Origin of the sequence: Haemophilus parainfluenzae (assembly GCF_003252795.1) — a bacterium.
GTDB lineage: Bacteria > Pseudomonadota > Gammaproteobacteria > Enterobacterales > Pasteurellaceae > Haemophilus_D > Haemophilus_D parainfluenzae_K.
Genome location: NZ_QEPQ01000003.1, coordinates 220293 through 239835 on the forward strand (window position 1 = coordinate 220293; position 19543 = coordinate 239835).

Consider the following 19543-nt stretch of genomic DNA (forward strand, 5'->3'; position numbering starts at 1 on the left):
AATGTTGTGCGTAAATGTTGAATTAAAAGAACGTCGTTATCCTATTTATATTGGCGAAGGGTTACTTAAAGATGAAACCTGCTATCCGCTGAAGAAAGGGGATAAAGTGATGATTGTGACTAATCCAACTGTTGCAAAATATTATCTTGAGTCCGTTACAGAAACGTTAGAAAAAATAGGTTGTCAGGTTGAATCGGTATTATTGCCTGATGGCGAAAAATATAAAACGCTCGAGTCTTTAAACCTCATTTTTACCGCACTTTTAAAGCATAATCATGGGCGAGATACCACCATTGTGGCATTAGGTGGTGGTGTGATCGGTGATGTGGCAGGTTTTGCCGCAGCAAGTTATCAGCGTGGCGTGCGTTTTATTCAAATTCCTACCACATTATTAGCCCAAGTGGATTCTTCTGTTGGTGGAAAAACCGCCGTTAATCATGAGTTAGGCAAAAATATGATTGGCGCGTTTTATCAACCTTCTACGGTGATTATTGACACGCTTACACTCAATACCTTGCCAAAACGTGAAGTGAATGCGGGACTTGCGGAAGTCATTAAATATGGGGCGATTTTAGATTATGCCTTTTTCGAGTGGCTTGAAGCTCATATTGATGAATTAGTCGCATTAAATCAACATTCACTGCAGCATTGTATTGCGCGTTGCTGCCAGATTAAAGCTGATGTTGTTGCACGCGATGAAACTGAAAAAGGCGATCGTGCATTACTAAATCTTGGTCATACTTTTGGTCATGCAATTGAAACACATCTAGGCTACGGAAACTGGTTACATGGTGAAGCTGTTGCTGCTGGAAGTATGATGGCAGCGGTATTATCTGAACAATTAGGCGATCTTTCTTTTGAAGATGTTGCACGTTTAGAAAAACTCTTAGCACGCGCTAATTTACCGACCGTTTCTCCTGATACTATGCAGCCAGAAGATTATTTACAGCATATGATGCGAGATAAAAAAGTGCTAGCAGGCAAATTGCGTCTTGTGTTGCTAAAAGCCCTTGGGCAAGCCTACGTGGCGACTGATACTGACAAATCTCTTGTGCTAAACGCAATTGAGCGTTGCACACAACATGACTAACTGTCATTGCTCCATGTTGCGTCCGAAAAATAACAAAACGAAACCTCGAATTAAACACCGCCCGTTTTTAAAATGGGCGGGCGGTAAATTTCGTTTAACGGACGATCTCAACCGAGTTTTTCCTAAAAGAAAACAGTGTTTAATCGAACCTTTTGTGGGGGCGGGTGCTGTTTTTCTTAATTCTCATTTTGAGCGTTATATTTTGGCAGATATTAATCCTGATTTGATTAACTTGTTTAATATCGTCAAAGAAAATGTGGATGCCTATATTGAGGCTTGTAAGCCAATTTTCTTTGCCGAAAATGCCAATACTGCCGAGTATTATTACGCACAGCGAGATGCCTTTAATCAATCAAGCGATCCTTTCGAGCGTTCGGTGTTGTTCCTTTATTTGAACCGTTTTGGATTTAATGGATTGTGCCGTTATAACAGTAAAAATGAGTTTAATGTGCCCTTTGGCGCTTATAAAACCCATTATTTCCCTGAAGATGAATTGCGCTATTTCGCCCATAAAGCGCAAAGTGCGGTCTTTTTATGTGCCGATTTTCAACAGACCTTTGAATTAGCGGATAAACACAGCGTGATCTACTGTGATCCGCCTTATGCGCCGCTTCCACAAGATACTAATTTTACTGGATATGCGGGGAATGCTTTTGGTATTGAACATCAAAAGAATTTAGCAGAATGCGCTAAAAAAGCACAAAAAGAAAAGCAAATTTCTGTTGTGATTTCTAACCACGATACGAAATTTACGCGTGAGATTTATAAAGGGGCAAAATTTAAACGCGTTAAAGTACAGCGCTCGATCAGTCAATCCTCAGAAAAACGAGTTAAAGTAAAAGAATTGATCGCTATCTTTAAAGGTTAAGTTTAGCAGGTTAATTCAGGATTAATTTTAATCTCAAAGCCTTTTACTTCGGGATAAGTCGGTTGAATTGCAGTGAGTAATTCGCTTTGTCGAAATAAAATCCCTTGGCGAACGACCGCACTTTTGACTTCGATAAAGAGTTTCCCATCTGTGATGGAACCTAAACGAAAAAGTCCTTTAAATTCTCGAGGGAAAAGGCGACTGATGTTTTGGTTCAGTTCATTCAACATTAACCCTTTCTGCATGATTTTGGCAAATTGTGATCCTTCTAGCACATCAATAATATTCATGGCTTTTTGATAACGCCCATGCTTGTTTTCCACAAAAATACCCCAATAATGACTTTACGTTGAATTTCCGATACAATACACACAAATTTTGTCAGAGACAATAAGATGATGAAATCAAACAAAGGTAAAACAAATTTCTGGTCGCAGTTGCTGTTAAGCATGATTGCGATTTTTGCTTTACCTGTCGCTCAGGGATTAGAAGCACCGCCTTCATCAAATGTGAGTGGCGAAAATTACCAAACATCATCTGAACAACATATGTTGATTGCGGTGCGTGAAATTCGTCAAGCATTGCAGGTTCAACCTCAGCCAACAAATCACAAAACCCATTCCAATCAAAAACACGAAAAAATTCAACCGCACTTTACCGCGGCAGAGTTTCCTGTTTTTGCCCCTATTCGTGCCGGCCCTGCCATCATTTAATTTTCTTTTATCTTTGAACGAACCGATTTTTTAATCGGATGATCCTTTTTATTTTTTATTTGAAAGAGAAATTATGAGTTTTTTAACAAAAATTTTTGGCAGCCGTAACGAACGTATTTTACGCAGATTAAGAAAACAAGTTGCGAAAATCAACAAAATGGAGCCGGCTTTTGAAGCATTAAGTGATGATGAATTAAGAGCAAAAACAGAAGAATTCCGTAGCCGTTTAGCTAACGGTGAAACCTTGCAACAACTTTTACCTGAAGCGTTTGCAACCGTGCGTGAAGCGGGTAAACGTGTACTCGGTATGCGCCATTTCGATGTGCAATTAATCGGTGGTATGGTGCTAACAAACCGTTGTATCGCAGAGATGCGTACGGGTGAAGGTAAAACCTTAACTGCAACCTTGCCTTGTTATTTGATGGCATTGGAAGGTAAAGGTGTACACGTTGTGACAGTAAATGATTACTTAGCACGTCGTGACGCAGAAACTAACCGCCCATTATTTGAATTCTTAGGTATGACTGTTGGGGTGAATATCCCTGGTTTACCGCCTGAAGCAAAACGTGAAGCTTATGCGGCAGATATTACATATGCCACAAACAGCGAGCTAGGTTTTGATTACCTTCGTGATAACTTAGCGCATTCCAAAGAAGAGCGTTTCCAACGTCATTTAGGCTATGCCTTAGTGGATGAAGTGGACTCTATCTTAATCGATGAAGCACGTACGCCGTTGATTATTTCAGGTCAAGCGGAAGACAGCTCTGAGCTTTATATTGCGGTAAATAAATTAATTCCGAATTTAATTAAGCAAGAAAAAGAAGATACGGAAGAATATACCGGTGAAGGCGACTACACCTTAGATCTTAAAACCAAACAAGCGTATTTGACTGAACGTGGTCAAGAAAAAGTTGAAAATTGGTTAATTGAACAAGGTTTAATGCCAGAAGGTGATTCTCTTTATTCACCAGCGCGCATTGTATTGCTACACCATGTTATGGCAGCGTTACGTGCGAATACTTTATTTGAGCGCGATGTAGACTATATCGTGAAAGATGGTGAGATCGTGATCGTCGATGAACATACTGGTCGTACTATGGCGGGTCGTCGTTGGTCTGATGGTTTACACCAAGCAATCGAAGCAAAAGAAGGCGTAGAAATTAAGAGTGAAAACCAAACTGTTGCGTCGATTTCTTACCAAAACTACTTCCGTCTTTATGACAAATTAGCGGGTATGACGGGTACGGCTGATACCGAAGCCTTTGAATTCCAACAAATTTATGGTTTGGAAACTGTTGTTATCCCAACCAATCGTCCAATGATTCGTGATGATCGTACGGACGTTATGTTTGAGAATGAAGAATACAAATTCAATGCAATTATTGAAGATATCAAAGACTGTGTCGCTCGCAATCAACCGGTTCTTGTCGGTACCGTATCAGTTGAGAAATCTGAAATGCTTTCTCAAGCGTTAGATAAAGCGGGCATCAAACACAACGTATTGAATGCAAAATTCCATGCACAAGAAGCGGAAATTGTTGCGGAAGCAGGGGCGCCAGGTGCAGTAACCATTGCAACTAACATGGCGGGTCGTGGTACCGATATTATCCTCGGTGGTAACTGGAAAGCAAAAGCTGCAAAATTAGAGAACCCAACTCCAGAGCAAATTGAGGCACTTAAAGCTGAGTGGGAGAAAAATCACGAGATCGTGATGCAAGCCGGTGGCTTACACATTATCGGGACAGAACGTCACGAATCACGCCGTATTGATAACCAGTTACGTGGTCGTTCAGGTCGTCAAGGTGACCCAGGTTCTTCACGTTTCTACCTTTCTTTGGAAGACGGCTTAATGCGCATTTATCTGAATGAAGGTAAATTAAATATGATGCGTAAAGCCTTCACCCAACCAGGTGAAGCGATGGAGTCTAAACTTCTCGCTAAAGTGATTGCATCGGCGCAAGCGAAAGTAGAAGCCTTCCACTTTGATGGTCGTAAAAACTTGCTTGAATATGATGATGTGGCTAATGACCAACGTCATGCAATTTACGAACAACGTAATTACTTGCTCGATAATGATGATATTTCAGAGACGATCAAAGCTATCCGTAGCGATGTATTTAATGATGTGATTGACCAATATATTCCACCACAATCGTTGGAAGAACAATGGGATATTAAAGGCTTAGAAGAGCGTTTAGCTCAGGAGTTTGGTCTTGAGTTACCAATTGAACATTGGTTGGAAGAAAATAACAATCTTCATGAAGAAAACTTGCGTGAGCGCATTATTCAAGAAGCCGAAGATGAATACAAAGCGAAAGAAGCGCTTGCGGGTGAAGAAACCATGCGTCATTTCGAAAAAGGTGTGATGTTACAAACTCTTGATGAGCTTTGGAAAGAGCACTTGGCGGCAATGGACTATTTACGTCAAGGTATCCATTTACGTGGTTATGCGCAAAAAGATCCAAAACAAGAGTACAAAAAAGAATCTTTCCGTATGTTTACTGAAATGTTGGATTCTTTAAAACATCATGTGATTACGACACTTACTCGAGTGAAAGTCCGTACACAGGAAGAGATTGAAGAAGCGGAACGTGCACGTCAAGAAATGGCTGAACGTGAAGCATTAACTCATCAACCTGTAGATGAAAATACAGAGCAAGCTCAAAGCGAGGACTATTCTGATCGCCATATTGGACGTAATGAACCTTGTCCTTGTGGGTCCGGTAAAAAATACAAGCATTGCCACGGCAGTAAAGCCCGATATGCTTAGTTAAGGTAAAGAGCGGTTAAATTTTTGCGTGTTTAAAACACCGCTAAAAATGACCGCTCTTTCTACTTTTGAGATAAGGAAAAACGATGAGTAAGCCTATCATTCAAGTTGCGGCAGGGATTATTCGTAATGAATTTGGGCAGCTATATTTGACCCAGCGTTTAGAAGGGCAAGATTTTGCGCAAGCATTAGAATTTCCAGGTGGTAAAGTTGATGCGGGTGAAACACCTGAAGAAGCGTTAAAAAGAGAATTGGAAGAAGAGATTGGCATTCACATTTTAAATGCTGAGCTGTACGAACGTTTTCAATTTGAATATCCAACCAAAATTTTAGATTTTAGTTTTTATCTGGTCACTGAATGGATTGGCGAGCCGTTTGGTCGAGAAGGTCAGGAAGGTTTTTGGCTTGAACAAAGTGAGCTTGATGCAGGGCAATTCCCTCCAGCCAATTTAAAGCTGATTCAGCGTTTAGTGGCTGAAAGTGTCAAATAACATTTAATCAAATTTATTTATTATGATTCCAAGTATTTTTCTGAGTTTATTTTTTATTGCGACGGTGATTTTTATCGTCAATTCGCACTATCGTTGGACATATTTTTTTGCGATTGCATTATTCGTCTTATTGTTTAGTTCAATGTTTGCGATAACTGGTCAATGGCAACGCGGATTGAATTTTGCGTCCGTACTTTTTGTGGTGTTGATGCTATTCCATCGAATGAAAATTCATTACTACAAACAACCTTTACTCATTTCAGATTTTTGGCTTGTGACAGACTGGCGAAATTGGGAAACCCTCTTACATTATAAAGGGGCGATTTTCGGCGTGTTGGGGCTATTAGGTCTGTTGGGTTATGCTATCTTTGGTTGGTCAGATGCTGAAACTGCATCTACTGGATTTCGCGTATTTGCAGCAATATTCGCTGTAACGAGCTTTGGTTTAATGTGGCATTATTCTAAAGATCCGGATGCGACAAAAGTCTGGCTAGATTCATTGCCGGATGATGGTCGAGATGTTTTCTTAAACCTGCCAATGTCTTGTCGTGGTGTATTCTTTAAAGTGCCAGAATTTGAAGGTAATAGCCAAAAATTTAAAGAAAAACTGACCGCACTTTTAAGTGAAAAGGCAGAGAGTAAAACTGAAAGTGCAGAAAAGCCAGATATTGTGGTGTGTTTACAAGAATCAACCTTGAATCCCCATCAATTTGATTTTGATGCAGAAACTATCCCGCCATTTTCAATGTTTAATAAGCAAGAAGATACTGCGTTTGTAAGCCCATTGCGTGTGCATACGGTGGGTGGCGCAACGTGGAAATCTGAATTTGCTTTCCTTGCAGGCGTGCCATCAACCGATTTTGGTGCTTTAGCAAGTGGGGTGTTTTATTCGGTTGTGCCACACTTACAGACAGGTTTTATTAAAAATCTTCGTGAGCAAGGCTATTTTTGTGTGGCGTTATCGCCTTTTACGAAAGGTAACTACAACGCAAAACCAGCTTATGACCACTTTGGTTTTGATTTGATGTTGCAACCACAAGATTTAGGCTATCCAGCATCAATCAGCAAAAATCTCTGGCACATTACCAGTGAAGAGATGATGTATTACACTAAGCTGATTCTGCAGAAACAGCATCCATCATTGGAAAATGTGAAACAGCCTATGTTTGTCTATGTGCTCACGATGAAAGAGCACGGCCCTTACAACACAAATATGCCAAACCATTTTAATTTGGCGAGTAAGCGTTTAGGGGGAAAAGCGATTTCCTGCCTAAATGATTATATTGATCGCATTGCTAGCCTCAATGAGGCAATTGAAGGTTTAAATGATTATTTAAAATCACGTGAAACGCCTTATGTATTCGGTTATTTTGGTGATCATCAAGTCGCTTTTGATAATCAGCTTCCACCGAAAAAAGGTAACTTTGCGAATCCAGATTATGTGACTCAATTTGTCGTTAGAACTAATCGTAAGACTGACTTTGTTCAACAGCAAGATTTCTTAGATTTAGCCTTTGTTGGTGGTGTATTACTTGATGTGGCAGGTTTATCACCGAAAGATGATTTTATGCGAGCGAATATCGCGATGCGTCAGCTAAGCCAAGGTAAGCTCGAAGATGCGGAGGATGTGGATTTAGTGAATAGCTATCGAAATTATCTGTATCAAGATTTAAAAATTGCGCAATAATAAAAAATCTCGGTTAACGCCGAGATTTTTTATAAACAAATTTTAACCGATAAGTCTGCCAATTTTACCCACACGTCTTGACCATATTCTTGCTTTGTTGTGCGCTCAATATCTGCCAATTCTTGCAATATTTCAAAGAGCTTTTGATAGGTGAGTCGTTGTATCGCTGCGGTATAAAGATGACGACGATTCTGCCAAATTTTGAGACGGTCAAAATCCGCTTTGAGTGTCTGTGTTGGCAAACTCGTTTGAAGAGATGGATTACGCAGCTGTGGTTTGGTTAATTCTAACAAGGTGAGTAGTTCACGCTGCAAAGTACGCAATAAAATGACAGGTTGCACATCTTCAGCTTGTAAACCTCGCAAAATTCGCTTTGAGCGATTAGCCTTGCCTGCTAACAATGCATCAATCCATTGGAAAGGGGTAAAGACAGAAGATTGCTCTACGACTGATTTAACGCGGTTATAAGTGAGTTTGTGATCAGGATAAAGCAAATCTAAAAGCTGTAACGCTTGTTTCAATGCCAGTAGATTATTTTCATAGCTGTAACAAAGTAGTTGAATGGCTTCCTCATCAGCTGATAATCCCATGTTTTTTGTACGATGCTTCACCCAACGAGAAAGCTGTTCTGAGTTCGGTGTTTGGCAGTTCACGATAACAGATTGCGGATCAAGTTGATTTGCTTGAATAAACCACTCTTGTTTTTCGGCTGCTTTAGACAATTTAGGCAAGGTGAGAACAAACAAGCTATCTTCATATAATCCACTGATAAATTGCAGAAGGTTTTTCTGCAAAAGTGCGGTCAAATTTTCGGGTAAATTGAGAATGAAAATTTGCTTATTAAAGAAGAGCCCCATAGATTGGCTAGCCTCAATTAATGTAGGCCAGTCAGTATTAGTATCTGTGGTGATTTGATTTTTTTCATCAAAACCTTGAAGAAGGGCGGCTTGATGAATGAGATCTTCACTTTCACTGAGCAACAGGGGATCTGTCCCAACCAAAAAATAGACTTTCGCTAAATGGCTGTTCAGGTTAGAGGCCAGTTGCTCAGGAAAAATGCGGTTCATTATTTTCCTTGAACTTGATGTTGCAAGGCGGCCATTTTATTAATTAATTGGCGAGCCGCTTGTTCGCGCATATCATTCCAAATCACATCGCGCTCAGCTGATTTTGCTAATGCAGCACGTGAGTTATCAAAGAAAGTGCGGTTGATTTTTGCAGAGATTGGATAGGTTTCTCCATTAGCCAAGCGTACACTTGCTTCAACATCAAGGGTCAGTACTTTTTCTGCTTCACGACCTTGTTTAAAGACTGATGCGACTTTGTCGCTTGAAGTCTGTTTATTTAAACGCAACACTGGCACCCCTTGTTTGGCAGGCACAAGGTTTACGTTGTTGCTAAGCAGTTGCTTACGCATAGCCATAGACATTTCACTGTATGGGTCGCTACTTTCAAGAGCCATTGTTTTTAATTCTGCAGGAACAGCCGCACCATTATCGAAGTGCCAACCACAAGCCGTTAAAAAGGCAGTTGCCCCAACAAAGCAGATCGTTTTGATTGATTTCATCATAAAAATTACCTGTAAAATTCACCGCACTTTATTTTGTTTAAGAGCCGTTTATGCAACGCTTAGAATAAAATGCGGTTATTTTATGGATTATTGCGGTTTAACCACCACATTTAACAATTTACCTGGTACATAAATCACTTTCACGATTTGTGTATTATCAGTAAATTTCTTCACATTTTCATCTGCAAATGCAACCGTTTTTACGGTTTCTTCATCCGCATCAGCTGCAACAGTCACTTTACCACGTACTTTACCGTTGACTTGTACCACGATAAGTTTTTCATCTTCTACCATCGCCGCTTCATCAGTTTTCACCCATTCTGCATGGTCGATGTTGCTTTCGTTGCCTAAAGCTTTCCATAATTCAAAGCAGATATGTGGTGTGATTGGGTAAAGCATACGTACGACTGCGCTTAATGCTTCAGCCATAACAGCGCGATCTTGTTCACTTTCTAATGGCGCACGGGTTAATTTATTCATTAACTCCATTACTGCCGCGATAGCGGTATTGAAGGTCTGACGGCGACCAATGTCATCACTCACTTTTGCGATCGTTTTATGCACATCACGGCGAAGCGCTTTTTGGTCTGCAGAAAGTGCGGCCACATCTAAAGCATTTTTTGCAGGATTTTGACTGTATTCATACACCAAATTCCATACACGACCTAAGAAACGTTTTGCTCCTTCTACGCCCGATTCTTGCCATTCAAGTGTCATTTCTGCAGGAGATGCGAACATCATGAAGAGACGCACAGTATCTGCACCGTATTTTTCCACCATCTCTTGTGGGTCAATACCGTTGTTTTTGGATTTCGACATTTTGGTCATACCGGTATGCACCAATTCACGGCCTTCCGGATCGGTTGCTTTGATAATACGACCTTTTTCATCACGCTCAAGAGTGACTTGCGTTGGACTTACCCAAATACGCTCGTTAGTCGGGCTGGTGTAGTAGAACGCATCAGCTAATACCATGCCTTGGCATAATAATTTTTGTGCTGGCTCATCGCTCGTTACGAAACCTGCATCACGCAATAATTTGTGGAAGAAACGGAAGTAGAGCAAGTGCATGGTCGCGTGCTCGATACCGCCGATATATTGATCCACTGGTAACCAGTAATTAGCTTCCTCTTTATCCAACATGCCTTCTGCATAGCTTGGTGAAGTGTAACGCGCGTAGTACCAAGAGGATTCCATAAAAGTATCAAAAGTATCGGTTTCTTTTAACGCAGGTTCACCGTTAAAGGTCGTTTTCGCCCAATTTGGATCCGCTTTAATTGGGCTTTTCACGCCATCCATGACCACATCTTCCGGCAGAATAATCGGTAAATCTTCGATTGGTGCCGGTACGGTTTCACCGTTTGGTAAGGTGAGCATTGGAATTGGAGCCCCCCAATAACGTTGACGAGAAACGCCCCAGTCACGTAAACGATAATTCACTTGGCGTTTACCCACGCCTAATTTTTCTAATTTGTCCGCAATACCGTTGAATGCCGCATCAAAATCTAAACCATCAAACTCAGCAGAGTTCACTAATTTACCGTGTTCAACAAAAGCTTGTTTGGTTAAATCAATTTCTTCATCTGCAAGCGGTGCGATTACCTGTTTAATTGGCAAATTGTATTTTTGAGCAAATTCAAAGTCGCGTTGGTCGTGTGCTGGAACCGCCATTACCGCGCCAGTACCGTAGTGCATTAACACGAAGTTAGCGACCCAAATTGGTAATTTTTCACCGGTTAATGGATGAATGGCGAATAAGCCGGTTGCCATCCCTTTTTTCTCCATAGTGGCAAGGTCTGCTTCGGCCACTTTGGCATTTTTCGCTTCACGGATGAATTCAGCCAATTGAGGATTTTTTTCTGCCGCTAATTCTGCTAATGGGTGAGCAGCTGCGATACCTAAATAGCTCACACCATAGAAAGTATCTGGACGGGTGGTATAAACTGAAACTTTTTCTGCGGTATCCGCCACATCAAACGTAATTTCCACCCCTTCAGAACGGCCAATCCAGTTACGTTGCATGGTTTTTACCATATCTGGCCATTGTGGCAGTTGGTCTAATCCACCTAGTAATTGTTCAGCGTAATCAGTGATTTTAATAAACCATTGTGGGATTTCTTTTTGCTCGACCGGAGTGTCACAACGCCAGCAGCAACCTTCGTGTACCTGTTCGTTCGCCAATACGGTTTCATCGTTCGGACACCAGTTCACAGTTGAGGTTTTTTTGTAAACTAAGCCTTTTTTATAAAGCTCGGTGAAGAACCATTGTTCCCATTTGTAGTATTCTGGACGGCAAGTCGCAATTTCTCGCTCCCAGTCATAACCAAAGCCCAACATTTTGAGCTGTTTTTTCATGTATTCAATGTTTTCGTAAGTCCATTTTGCGGGCGCGGTTTTATTTTTAATCGCAGCACCTTCCGCCGGCAAGCCGAATGCATCCCAACCGATCGGTTGTAATACGTTTTTGCCGTTCATACGCTGGTAACGTGAAACTACATCACCGATGGTGTAGTTACGCACATGGCCCATGTGTAAACGACCTGATGGGTAAGGGAACATTGAAAGACAGTAATATTTTTCTTTAGACGTATCTTTGATCGCTTTGAAGACTTTATTTTCAGCCCAATATTGTTGAACGGCAGGTTCAATCAAATCAGGACGGTAATGTTGTTGCATAGAAAATCACCTTAAATTTTGACCGCACTTCGCGGCATATTTTGCTTTATAAAATGTGGTATAGGATAGCGTAAAACGGGGAAAATTGGTAGAAAGTGCGGTGATTTTTTTACTGATTTTATAAGAGATTTTGAATTTCAGATGGAATTAATTTAGGCGAAGGAATCCAAACTTGTTTATGTCGGTTTAATTCACCTTTTTCAAGAACTATTGAACTCTTAGGTACTTTGAATGCTTTACTCAAAAATTTCAGCAAGTGAGTATTTGCTTGACCATCAACAGGTGGAGCAGTAATCGTAATCTTTAGCTCATCATCATGTAATCCCATGATTTGATCTTTACTGGCTTTGGGTTGCAAAATGATTTTAAGACGTAGTCCTTCAGGTGTTTGTTCGATTGCTGGCATAACTAAATTTACTCACCATATTTACAATAAGGGCTGGAAAATCCAGCCCGAAAAAATAATGTTATTTTTAACCGCACTTTACGCAGCAATTGCCCATAAAAGGTTAAAGTAATCGTAAAAGAGATTATTCAAAAATAACAGGATAATAGCGATAACCATCGGTGAAAAATCAATCACGCCCACAGTTGGTAAAATGCGTTTAATGGGTTTCAATAATGGTTCGGTAAGTTGATATAACGCATAGAATGCAGGATTATTGCCACGATTAAACCAACTTAAAATTGCACCGGCGATTAACACATAGAAAATGGCCACACCGATATTTTTAATTAGTCCTAATATGCCCAATAGCAAGAAGAAACTGAGATTTAATCCGCCAAAGAGAATCGATTTTAGTCCGCAAAGCAAGAAGACTAAAAACAGTGCCGCAGTTTCTACTTTTTTCACCACAGGAAAAACTTTACGTAATGGCACAATAACCGGTTGGGTAAATTTCAGCGTAAATTGAGAAATAGGATTGTAATAATCCACGTTAGCTAAGGGAAGCCATACGCGTAAAATTAACACTAAACAATACAGATCGATAATCGATCCTAAAAATAATGCAGTTTGGGAAATTTCCATTATAACCAACCTTTCCGTTTAAAATAGATATAAGGCGTAAGCGCCGCGCCAATCATTAATCCAATAGCCATTGGGTAACCATATTTAAAATGGAGTTCCGGCATAAATTCAAAGTTCATCCCGTAAGTAGATGCGACAAGCGTTGCCGGTAGGAACATAACCGATACCACTGAGAAGAATTTCATGATTTTATTCTGCTCGATATTAATATAACCCATTGCCGCCTGCATTAAAAAGTTTACTTTTTGGAACAATGATTCATTATGCGGTTGCAATGATTCGATATCTCGTAAGATTTCTCGTGCTTGTTCTAACTGATTTGGCGGTAAGCGAGTTTTACGCACCAAGAAACCCAACGCGCGTTGTGTATCCATCAAACATAAACGCACTTTAGAACTGGTATCTTCTTGTTCTGTTAGGGTATTTAAGGCTTCATCGAAAGCTTCATCTTGCGTACCGTTTAAAATTACGCGACTTAATTTTTCCAAATCGGCATAAACGTTTTCGATAACATCGGCTAATTGCTCAATTTTGGTTTCAAATAAGTCGAGTAAGACTTCATATGCATTACATTCAAATAAGCGCTGGCTACGAGAACGCATACGATATAAACGGAATGCCGGTAATTCACGATCACGCAAGGTAAATAGGCGGCCATCACGAATAGTAAACGCTACGCTTGCGAGATCGGCGTAGTTTTCTTCGTCTTCACAATAGAAGAATGAGTGCAAGTGCAAGCCGTCTTCGTCTTCAAAGAAACGCGCGGACGCTTCGATATCTTCCAATTCGAGGAATGAGGCAAGACTTTGTCCTAAGCCTTCTTGCAACATTTCACGTTCTTCCCCTGTCGGCTCCAGCAAATCTAACCAAATGGCAGAGCTGAGATCGGCTGGTTCGTCATCAATACGAAGCAAGCGAGAATCGTTAATGGTAAAAGCGTTAATCATTGGTCATACTCCTTTTGGGATTATGAAGATCCAACTGTGAACAAAAAAAGATCAAACGAAATTGGCACTAGAGAAAAGTGCGGTCAAATTTTTGAATGTTTTAAAATGGGTTTCGTTCGATAAAAGATGCCGAAGAAAGGTAAATTGATTACCAGCGAGCTCTCGCTGATAAGAGGCGAGAGTCTAGAGCGATATTCGGTATCGACTATGACTGTCCAAAGTGTGTGTCCTTCTCGTTAAAAAATCGGTCGAATGTTACGCTTGAAAGGCGTATTCGTCAAGTGATTATTGAAAAGGACACGGCACTTTTTAATTAATTGGTATATTGATTAATGGCGTTAGTAACTTCTTGATCTTGATAAATATTATTAACAATATCTTTGAAGGTTTCGCCTAACACTTTTTGAATTTCATCATTACTCGCATTAAATGCGCCAGACTGTGAACGGGTTGCATTAAAGGTTTTGTTGTATTGTCCGCGTGGACCTTGTACATAAACCACCGCTTGAATTTTGCTGTTCAAGGTATAACGTAAATTACCTTGCTCTACTTTAGCGTTGAATTCTTTCACATCAACAGTTACGCCAGCATTCGCATTATTCGCTTGTCCGATACGGAAACCTTTACTAACTAAATTTTGTTGCATCACCTGTTGGAAAAGTTGAGTAACGCTTGGTGAGGCGTTTAATTTAATCAGCTCACCTGATTTAGTATAAGTTGCAATTTCTTGTTGTGGACGAGAATCGCGAGTATTAACTGTTACCACTGCTGATTGGTTAATATTCATTGATGCAGTCGGTGATTGAGGCGCAAAAGTTAAGGTATTAGATTGCGCTTGGCAACCTGCTAAAAATAATGTCGCAGCCGCCAACGTCATTGTTGATAATGCTTTGATTTTGTTTGTTACTTTCATAATTTCCTCATTGAATTAGGTTAATTTGTGTTATTCTTACAAACTTAACGCCGAATGTATAGCAAAAAGTTAGGGAGTTTATTTATGTCAAAACAGCAAGAATTATTAGAGAGAATTCAAGCCGAATTTCAACCGCACTTTGCCACCGTAGAAAATGAAAGTCATATGCATAGTTCCGGTCGAGGGGCGGATTCTCATTTTAAATTAGTGATTGTCAGCGATGCTTTTGAAGGCATGCGCAAGGTGCAACGTCACCAAAAACTTTACCAACTTTTTGCCGATGATTTAAAAAATGGCATTCACGCATTAGCTCTTCATCTTTATACAAAAAGCGAATGGGAGAGCCTAGGTGAAGCATTTCCAAAATCACCAAATTGTCTTGGTGTTGGACAGTAAGTATTCCCTTACGTTCCCTATATTAGATTTTCATAAGAAGAGAGAAGGCGATAAGCGTTCTCTCTTTTTATTTTGATGGAGATTTATTTTTACTCCAGATAAATATCTGTCTAAAAAGTTCACAAATATTTCACAAAAAATGGGGGGTAAAGTGGAATAAAAGCCCATTTTCCGATAGAATAAGGCGCTTTTAATTTTCGAATTTCAATTTCTAGATGTGTGAGTAATTCCTTACTCGTCGAGAAATTAAACAGATTTGAGTTTTTAAATTTATGTGTCAGTTAATAATGCTTTGATCTCAAAGTGTTTTCTGTCACGCTCAATCGCGAGATTGCTCTTAAGGCATAGGCTTTGATTGCAATCGTGTTTTTAACCTAGAAAAGTAGTGCAAACAGTATGATTACAATCAAAAAAGGCTTGGACCTTCCTATTGCAGGAAAACCAGCACAAGTAATCCATAGCGGTAACGCTGTGAATCAGGTTGCGATTCTTGGTGAAGAGTATGTGGGTATGCGTCCTTCTATGAAGGTACGCGAAGGCGATGTCGTGAAAAAAGGCCAAGTGCTTTTTGAAGACAAGAAAAACCCTGGAGTGGTTTTCACAGCCCCTGCGAGTGGTACTATCACTGTAATTAATCGTGGCGAAAAACGTGTATTACAATCTGTGGTCATTGATGTGCAAGGTAACGATCAAGTTACTTTCGCTAAATATAACGCAGGTGAGCTCAATACGCTTTCTTCTGAACAAGTTAAACAAAACCTCGTTGAATCCGGTTTGTGGACAGCGTTCCGCACTCGTCCATTCAGCAAAGTGCCTGCCGTAGATGCAGAACCTTCTTCTCTGTTTGTAAATGCGATGGATACCAATCCTTTGGCGGCAAATCCAGAGGCGGTGTTAAAAGAGCATTGGCAAGATTTTATTGACGGTTTAACTGTATTAAGTCGTCTATTCCAAAATAAACCATTAAATCTATGTAAAGCGGGTGATAGCAATATCCCAACCGTGGATTTAGCTAACTTAAAAGTACATGATTTTGGTGGTGTTCATCCTGCTGGCTTAGTGGGTACACATATCCACTTTATCGATCCGGTTGGTGTGAATAAAACCGTATGGCACATCAATTACCAAGATGTGATTGCTGTAGGTAAATTATTCACTACGGGCGAACTTTATGTAGAACGCATTATTTCTCTTGCGGGTCCACAAGTGAAAGAGCCTCGTTTAGTTCGTACCGTTGTCGGTGCAAACCTTTCTCAATTAACAGCTGGTGAGTTAAAAGACGGTAATAACCGTGTGATTTCTGGTTCAGTACTTTGTGGTCAAACGGCAAAAGATGCTCATGACTATTTAGGTCGTTATGCATTACAAGTTTCTGTGATTGCGGAAGGTAATGAGAAAGAGTTCTTAGGTTGGATCACACCACAATCGAACAAATATTCGATTACCCGTACCGTATTAGGTCACTTTGGTAAAAAATTATTCAACTTCACTACAGCAGAAAATGGTGGTGAGCGTGCAATGGTACCAATCGGTAGCTATGAGCGCGTAATGCCGTTGGATATTTTACCGACATTATTACTACGTGATTTAATCGTGGGCGATACCGATGGTGCACAAGCGTTAGGTTGTCTTGAATTAGATGAAGAAGACTTAGCATTATGTTCTTTCGTTTGCCCGGGCAAATATGAATACGGTTCAATCTTGCGTCAAGTATTAGATAAGATTGAAAAGGAAGGTTAAAAATGGGTTTAAAAAATCTTTTTGAAAAAATGGAACCCGCGTTTTTGCCAGGTGGTAAATACAGCAAGCTTTATCCGGTCTTTGAATCGATTTATACCTTGCTTTATACACCAGGTACGGTAACGCACAAAAACACACACGTTCGTGATGCGTTAGACTCAAAACGTATGATGATTACGGTTTTTCTTGCGTTGTTCCCAGCGATTTTCTACGGGATGTACAATGTGGGTAACCAAGCGATCCCGGCCTTAAATCAATTAGGCAATTTAGATCAATTAATTGCTAACGATTGGCACTATGCACTTGCAAGTTCATTAGGTTTAGATTTAACCAATAATGCAACTTGGGGTTCAAAAATGGCATTAGGGGCGATCTTCTTCTTACCAATTTACTTAGTGGTATTCACCGTTTGTACAATTTGGGAATTATTGTTCTCAGTGGTGCGTGGTCATGAAGTAAATGAAGGGATGTTCGTTTCAACCATTTTATTTGCGTTAATCGTTCCACCAACATTGCCATTATGGCAAGCTGCACTTGGTATCAGTTTTGGTATTGTAGTAGCGAAAGAAATCTTCGGTGGTGTAGGTCGTAACTTTATGAACCCTGCGCTTGCTGGTCGTGCATTCTTATTCTTCGCTTATCCGGCTCAAATTTCTGGTGACTTAGTATGGACCGCTGCAGATGGTTTCTCTGGTGCAACCGCACTTTCACAATGGTCTCAAGGTGGTCAAGCAGCATTACAACACACTGTAACCGGTCAACCTATTACTTGGATGGATGCATTCATCGGTAATATTCCTGGTTCAATGGGTGAGGTTTCAACGCTTGCGTTATTAATCGGTGGTGCGTTAATTGTATTCACCCGTATTGCTTCTTGGCGCATTATGGCTGGTGTCATGATCGGTATGATTGGTACAGCAACCTTATTCAACTTAATCGGTTCTGATTCTAACCAAATGTTCTCAATGCCTTGGCATTGGCACTTTGTATTAGGTGGTTTTGCACTTGGTATGATCTTCATGGCAACCGACCCTGTGTCAGCTTCATTCACCAACACAGGTAAATGGTGGTACGGTGCGTTAATTGGCGTGATGGCGGTATTAATTCGTACAGTGAACCCAGCTTATCCAGAAGGGATGATGTTAGCGATTTTATTTGCAAACTTATTTGCACCAATTTTCGACTACATCGTGGTTCAAGCAAATATCAAACGTCGGAGAGCAAGAACAAATGGCTAAATTTAATAAAGATAGCGTTAGCGGTACAGTTACCGTTGTTGTGTTGCTAAGTTTAGTGTGTTCTATCGTGGTTTCTGGTGCTGCAGTAGCATTAAAATCCAAACAAGATGAACAAAAAGCACTCGACGTTCAACGTAACATTTTAACTGTTGCTGGCTTAATGAAAGAAGATAATGCATCAGTAATTAAAGACACTTACAGCAAATTTATTGAACCGCGTTTAGTTGATTTGCAAAGTGGTGATTACGTTCAAGCTTCAGCAGAAGAAATTAATAAATTTGAACCTAAAGATGCCGTTAAAGATCCAGCTAAAAGCCAAGCAATTCCAGCTGAAGCAGATAAAGCAGGGATTAAAGTTCGTGCAAATCAAGCACGTGTTTATCTTGTAAAAGATGAGCAAGGCAATGTAACCCAAGTTGTATTACCAATGTATGGTCGTGGTTTATGGTCAACCATGTATGGTTTTGTTTCTGTTGCACCAGATGCGAATACTATCAAAGGTATTACTTACTATGATCAAGGTGAAACAGCCGGTCTTGGGGGCGAAATTGCGAACCCTCGTTGGCAAGCACAGTTTGTCGATAAAAAATTATTCGATGAACAAGGTAACCAAAAATTCAAAATCTACAAAGGTAGTTCTGCTGCAGATAAAGAGCACGGTGTAGATGGTTTATCAGGTGCAACTTTAACCAGTAACGGTGTTCAAGGTTCATTTGATTATTGGTTCAGCCAAAATGGCTTTGGTCCATTCTTAGCGAAATTTAAAGCAGGAGAAATCAAATAATGGCTGATGCAAAAGTAAATTTAAAAGGTCTTTTATTAGATCCTATTGCTAAAAATAACCCGATTGCCTTGCAAATTTTGGGTATCTGTTCTGCATTAGCGGTAACAACCCAATTACAAACAGCGATCGTTATGGCGATTGCGGTAAGTTTGGTAACCGGTTTTTCCAGTTTGTTCATTTCATTGATTCGTAACTATATTCCAAATAGTATCCGTATTATTGTGCAACTGGCGATTATCGCGTCTTTAGTAATCTTGGTTGACCAAGTATTAAAAGCTTATGCTTATGGTTTATCTAAACAGCTCTCTGTATTCGTCGGTCTTATCATTACAAACTGTATCGTAATGGGCCGTGCAGAAGCGTTTGCGATGAAATCACCACCGTTAGAAAGCTTTGTTGACGGTATCGGTAACGGTTTAGGTTATGGTGCGATCTTATTAATTGTCGCCACATTACGTGAATTAATCGGTTCTGGTCGTTTGTTTGGTTTCCCTGTATTCCAGACTATTCAAGACGGCGGTTGGTATCAACCAAACGGTTTATTCCTTCTTGCACCAAGTGCGTTCTTTATTATCGGCTTCGTTATTTGGGGCTTAAGAACGTGGAAACCTGAGCAACAGGAGAAATAAT

General features: G+C 40.2%; 19 protein-coding genes. 11 read left to right on the forward strand and 8 right to left on the reverse strand.

Features of this window, described 5'->3' with window-relative positions; genetic code table 11:
• The first annotated feature begins 1 nt into the window (after position 1).
• A complete protein-coding gene (gene aroB, locus DPV81_RS05985) occupies positions 2 to 1090 on the forward strand; it encodes a 3-dehydroquinate synthase (protein WP_111387284.1) in 1089 nt (362 codons plus the stop codon).
• A 13-nt stretch (positions 1091 to 1103) separates the two neighbouring features.
• Complete coding sequence (locus DPV81_RS05990; protein WP_111387286.1) at positions 1104 to 1958, forward strand: Dam family site-specific DNA-(adenine-N6)-methyltransferase; 855 nt, start codon at positions 1104 to 1106, stop codon at positions 1956 to 1958.
• 2 nt (positions 1959 to 1960) lie between these two features.
• Here DPV81_RS05990 and DPV81_RS05995 read toward each other — a convergent pair whose 3' ends face one another.
• On the reverse strand, positions 1961 to 2281 hold the full coding sequence (locus tag DPV81_RS05995; protein WP_111387288.1) for a DciA family protein: 321 nt from the start codon (positions 2279 to 2281) through the stop codon (positions 1961 to 1963).
• A gap of 72 nt (positions 2282 to 2353) precedes the next feature.
• On the opposite strand from DPV81_RS05995, the gene secM reads away from it, so the two are divergent.
• The 4 genes from secM (at position 2354) to DPV81_RS06015 (ending at position 7619) form a co-directional block, all read left to right on the forward strand.
• Complete coding sequence (gene secM, locus DPV81_RS06000) at positions 2354 to 2671, forward strand: secA translation cis-regulator SecM (protein ID WP_111387290.1); 318 nt, start codon at positions 2354 to 2356, stop codon at positions 2669 to 2671.
• 73 nt (positions 2672 to 2744) lie between these two features.
• Positions 2745 to 5441: a preprotein translocase subunit SecA gene (gene secA, locus DPV81_RS06005; protein WP_070582610.1), complete on the forward strand. Its 2697-nt coding sequence runs from the start codon at positions 2745 to 2747 to the stop codon at positions 5439 to 5441.
• Between the two features lie 86 nt (positions 5442 to 5527).
• The gene (gene mutT, locus DPV81_RS06010; RefSeq protein ID WP_005699596.1) at positions 5528 to 5932 is read left to right on the forward strand and encodes an 8-oxo-dGTP diphosphatase MutT; all 405 of its coding nucleotides are present in this window, start codon (positions 5528 to 5530) and stop codon (positions 5930 to 5932) included.
• A gap of 22 nt (positions 5933 to 5954) precedes the next feature.
• The gene (locus DPV81_RS06015) at positions 5955 to 7619 is read left to right on the forward strand and encodes a sulfatase-like hydrolase/transferase (protein WP_111387292.1); all 1665 of its coding nucleotides are present in this window, start codon (positions 5955 to 5957) and stop codon (positions 7617 to 7619) included.
• Positions 7620 to 7648: 29 nt separating this feature from the next.
• On the opposite strand, the gene holA is transcribed toward DPV81_RS06015, so the two are convergent.
• The 7 genes from holA to DPV81_RS06050 form a co-directional block, all read right to left on the reverse strand.
• Positions 7649 to 8686, reverse strand: a complete 1038-nt coding sequence (holA, locus tag DPV81_RS06020) for a DNA polymerase III subunit delta (RefSeq protein WP_111387294.1) — start codon at positions 8684 to 8686, stop codon at positions 7649 to 7651.
• Complete coding sequence (locus DPV81_RS06025; RefSeq protein WP_049358012.1) at positions 8686 to 9189, reverse strand: LPS-assembly lipoprotein LptE; 504 nt, start codon at positions 9187 to 9189, stop codon at positions 8686 to 8688. Before DPV81_RS06025 ends, holA begins: the two co-directional genes overlap by 1 nt.
• Before the next feature lie 87 nt (positions 9190 to 9276).
• Entirely contained in the window at positions 9277 to 11865 is a 2589-nt protein-coding gene (gene leuS, locus DPV81_RS06030; protein WP_111387296.1) for a leucine--tRNA ligase, read from the reverse strand.
• A 118-nt stretch (positions 11866 to 11983) separates the two neighbouring features.
• Positions 11984 to 12271: a DUF167 family protein YggU gene (yggU, locus tag DPV81_RS06035; RefSeq protein WP_111387298.1), complete on the reverse strand. Its 288-nt coding sequence runs from the start codon at positions 12269 to 12271 to the stop codon at positions 11984 to 11986.
• A gap of 78 nt (positions 12272 to 12349) precedes the next feature.
• Complete coding sequence (locus tag DPV81_RS06040) at positions 12350 to 12895, reverse strand: YggT family protein (protein WP_111387300.1); 546 nt, start codon at positions 12893 to 12895, stop codon at positions 12350 to 12352.
• Positions 12895 to 13842 (reverse strand): magnesium/cobalt transporter CorA, encoded by a 948-nt coding sequence (corA, locus tag DPV81_RS06045; RefSeq protein WP_111387302.1) that lies wholly within the window; start codon positions 13840 to 13842, stop codon positions 12895 to 12897. Before corA ends, DPV81_RS06040 begins: the two co-directional genes overlap by 1 nt.
• 313 nt (positions 13843 to 14155) lie before the next feature.
• A complete protein-coding gene (locus tag DPV81_RS06050; RefSeq protein ID WP_049364852.1) occupies positions 14156 to 14755 on the reverse strand; it encodes a YajG family lipoprotein in 600 nt (199 codons plus the stop codon).
• 84 nt (positions 14756 to 14839) lie between these two features.
• On the opposite strand from DPV81_RS06050, the gene DPV81_RS06055 reads away from it, so the two are divergent.
• The 5 genes from DPV81_RS06055 (at position 14840) to DPV81_RS06075 (ending at position 19542) form a co-directional block, all read left to right on the forward strand.
• Entirely contained in the window at positions 14840 to 15151 is a 312-nt protein-coding gene (locus DPV81_RS06055) for a BolA family protein (RefSeq protein WP_049369782.1), read from the forward strand.
• A gap of 396 nt (positions 15152 to 15547) precedes the next feature.
• Positions 15548 to 16891, forward strand: coding sequence for a Na(+)-translocating NADH-quinone reductase subunit A (locus DPV81_RS06060; protein ID WP_111387304.1), 1344 nt, complete (start codon positions 15548 to 15550; stop codon positions 16889 to 16891).
• Positions 16892 to 16893: 2 nt separating this feature from the next.
• Positions 16894 to 18129 carry an NADH:ubiquinone reductase (Na(+)-transporting) subunit B gene (locus DPV81_RS06065; protein ID WP_049375788.1) on the forward strand — a complete coding sequence of 412 codons (1236 nt, stop codon included), beginning with the start codon at positions 16894 to 16896 and terminating at the stop codon, positions 18127 to 18129.
• Positions 18122 to 18913 carry a Na(+)-translocating NADH-quinone reductase subunit C gene (locus DPV81_RS06070; RefSeq protein WP_005695373.1) on the forward strand — a complete coding sequence of 264 codons (792 nt, stop codon included), beginning with the start codon at positions 18122 to 18124 and terminating at the stop codon, positions 18911 to 18913. Before DPV81_RS06065 ends, DPV81_RS06070 begins: the two co-directional genes overlap by 8 nt.
• Positions 18913 to 19542 (forward strand): NADH:ubiquinone reductase (Na(+)-transporting) subunit D, encoded by a 630-nt coding sequence (locus DPV81_RS06075; protein WP_049379887.1) that lies wholly within the window; start codon positions 18913 to 18915, stop codon positions 19540 to 19542. Before DPV81_RS06070 ends, DPV81_RS06075 begins: the two co-directional genes overlap by 1 nt.
• Position 19543: the final 1 nt, after the last annotated feature.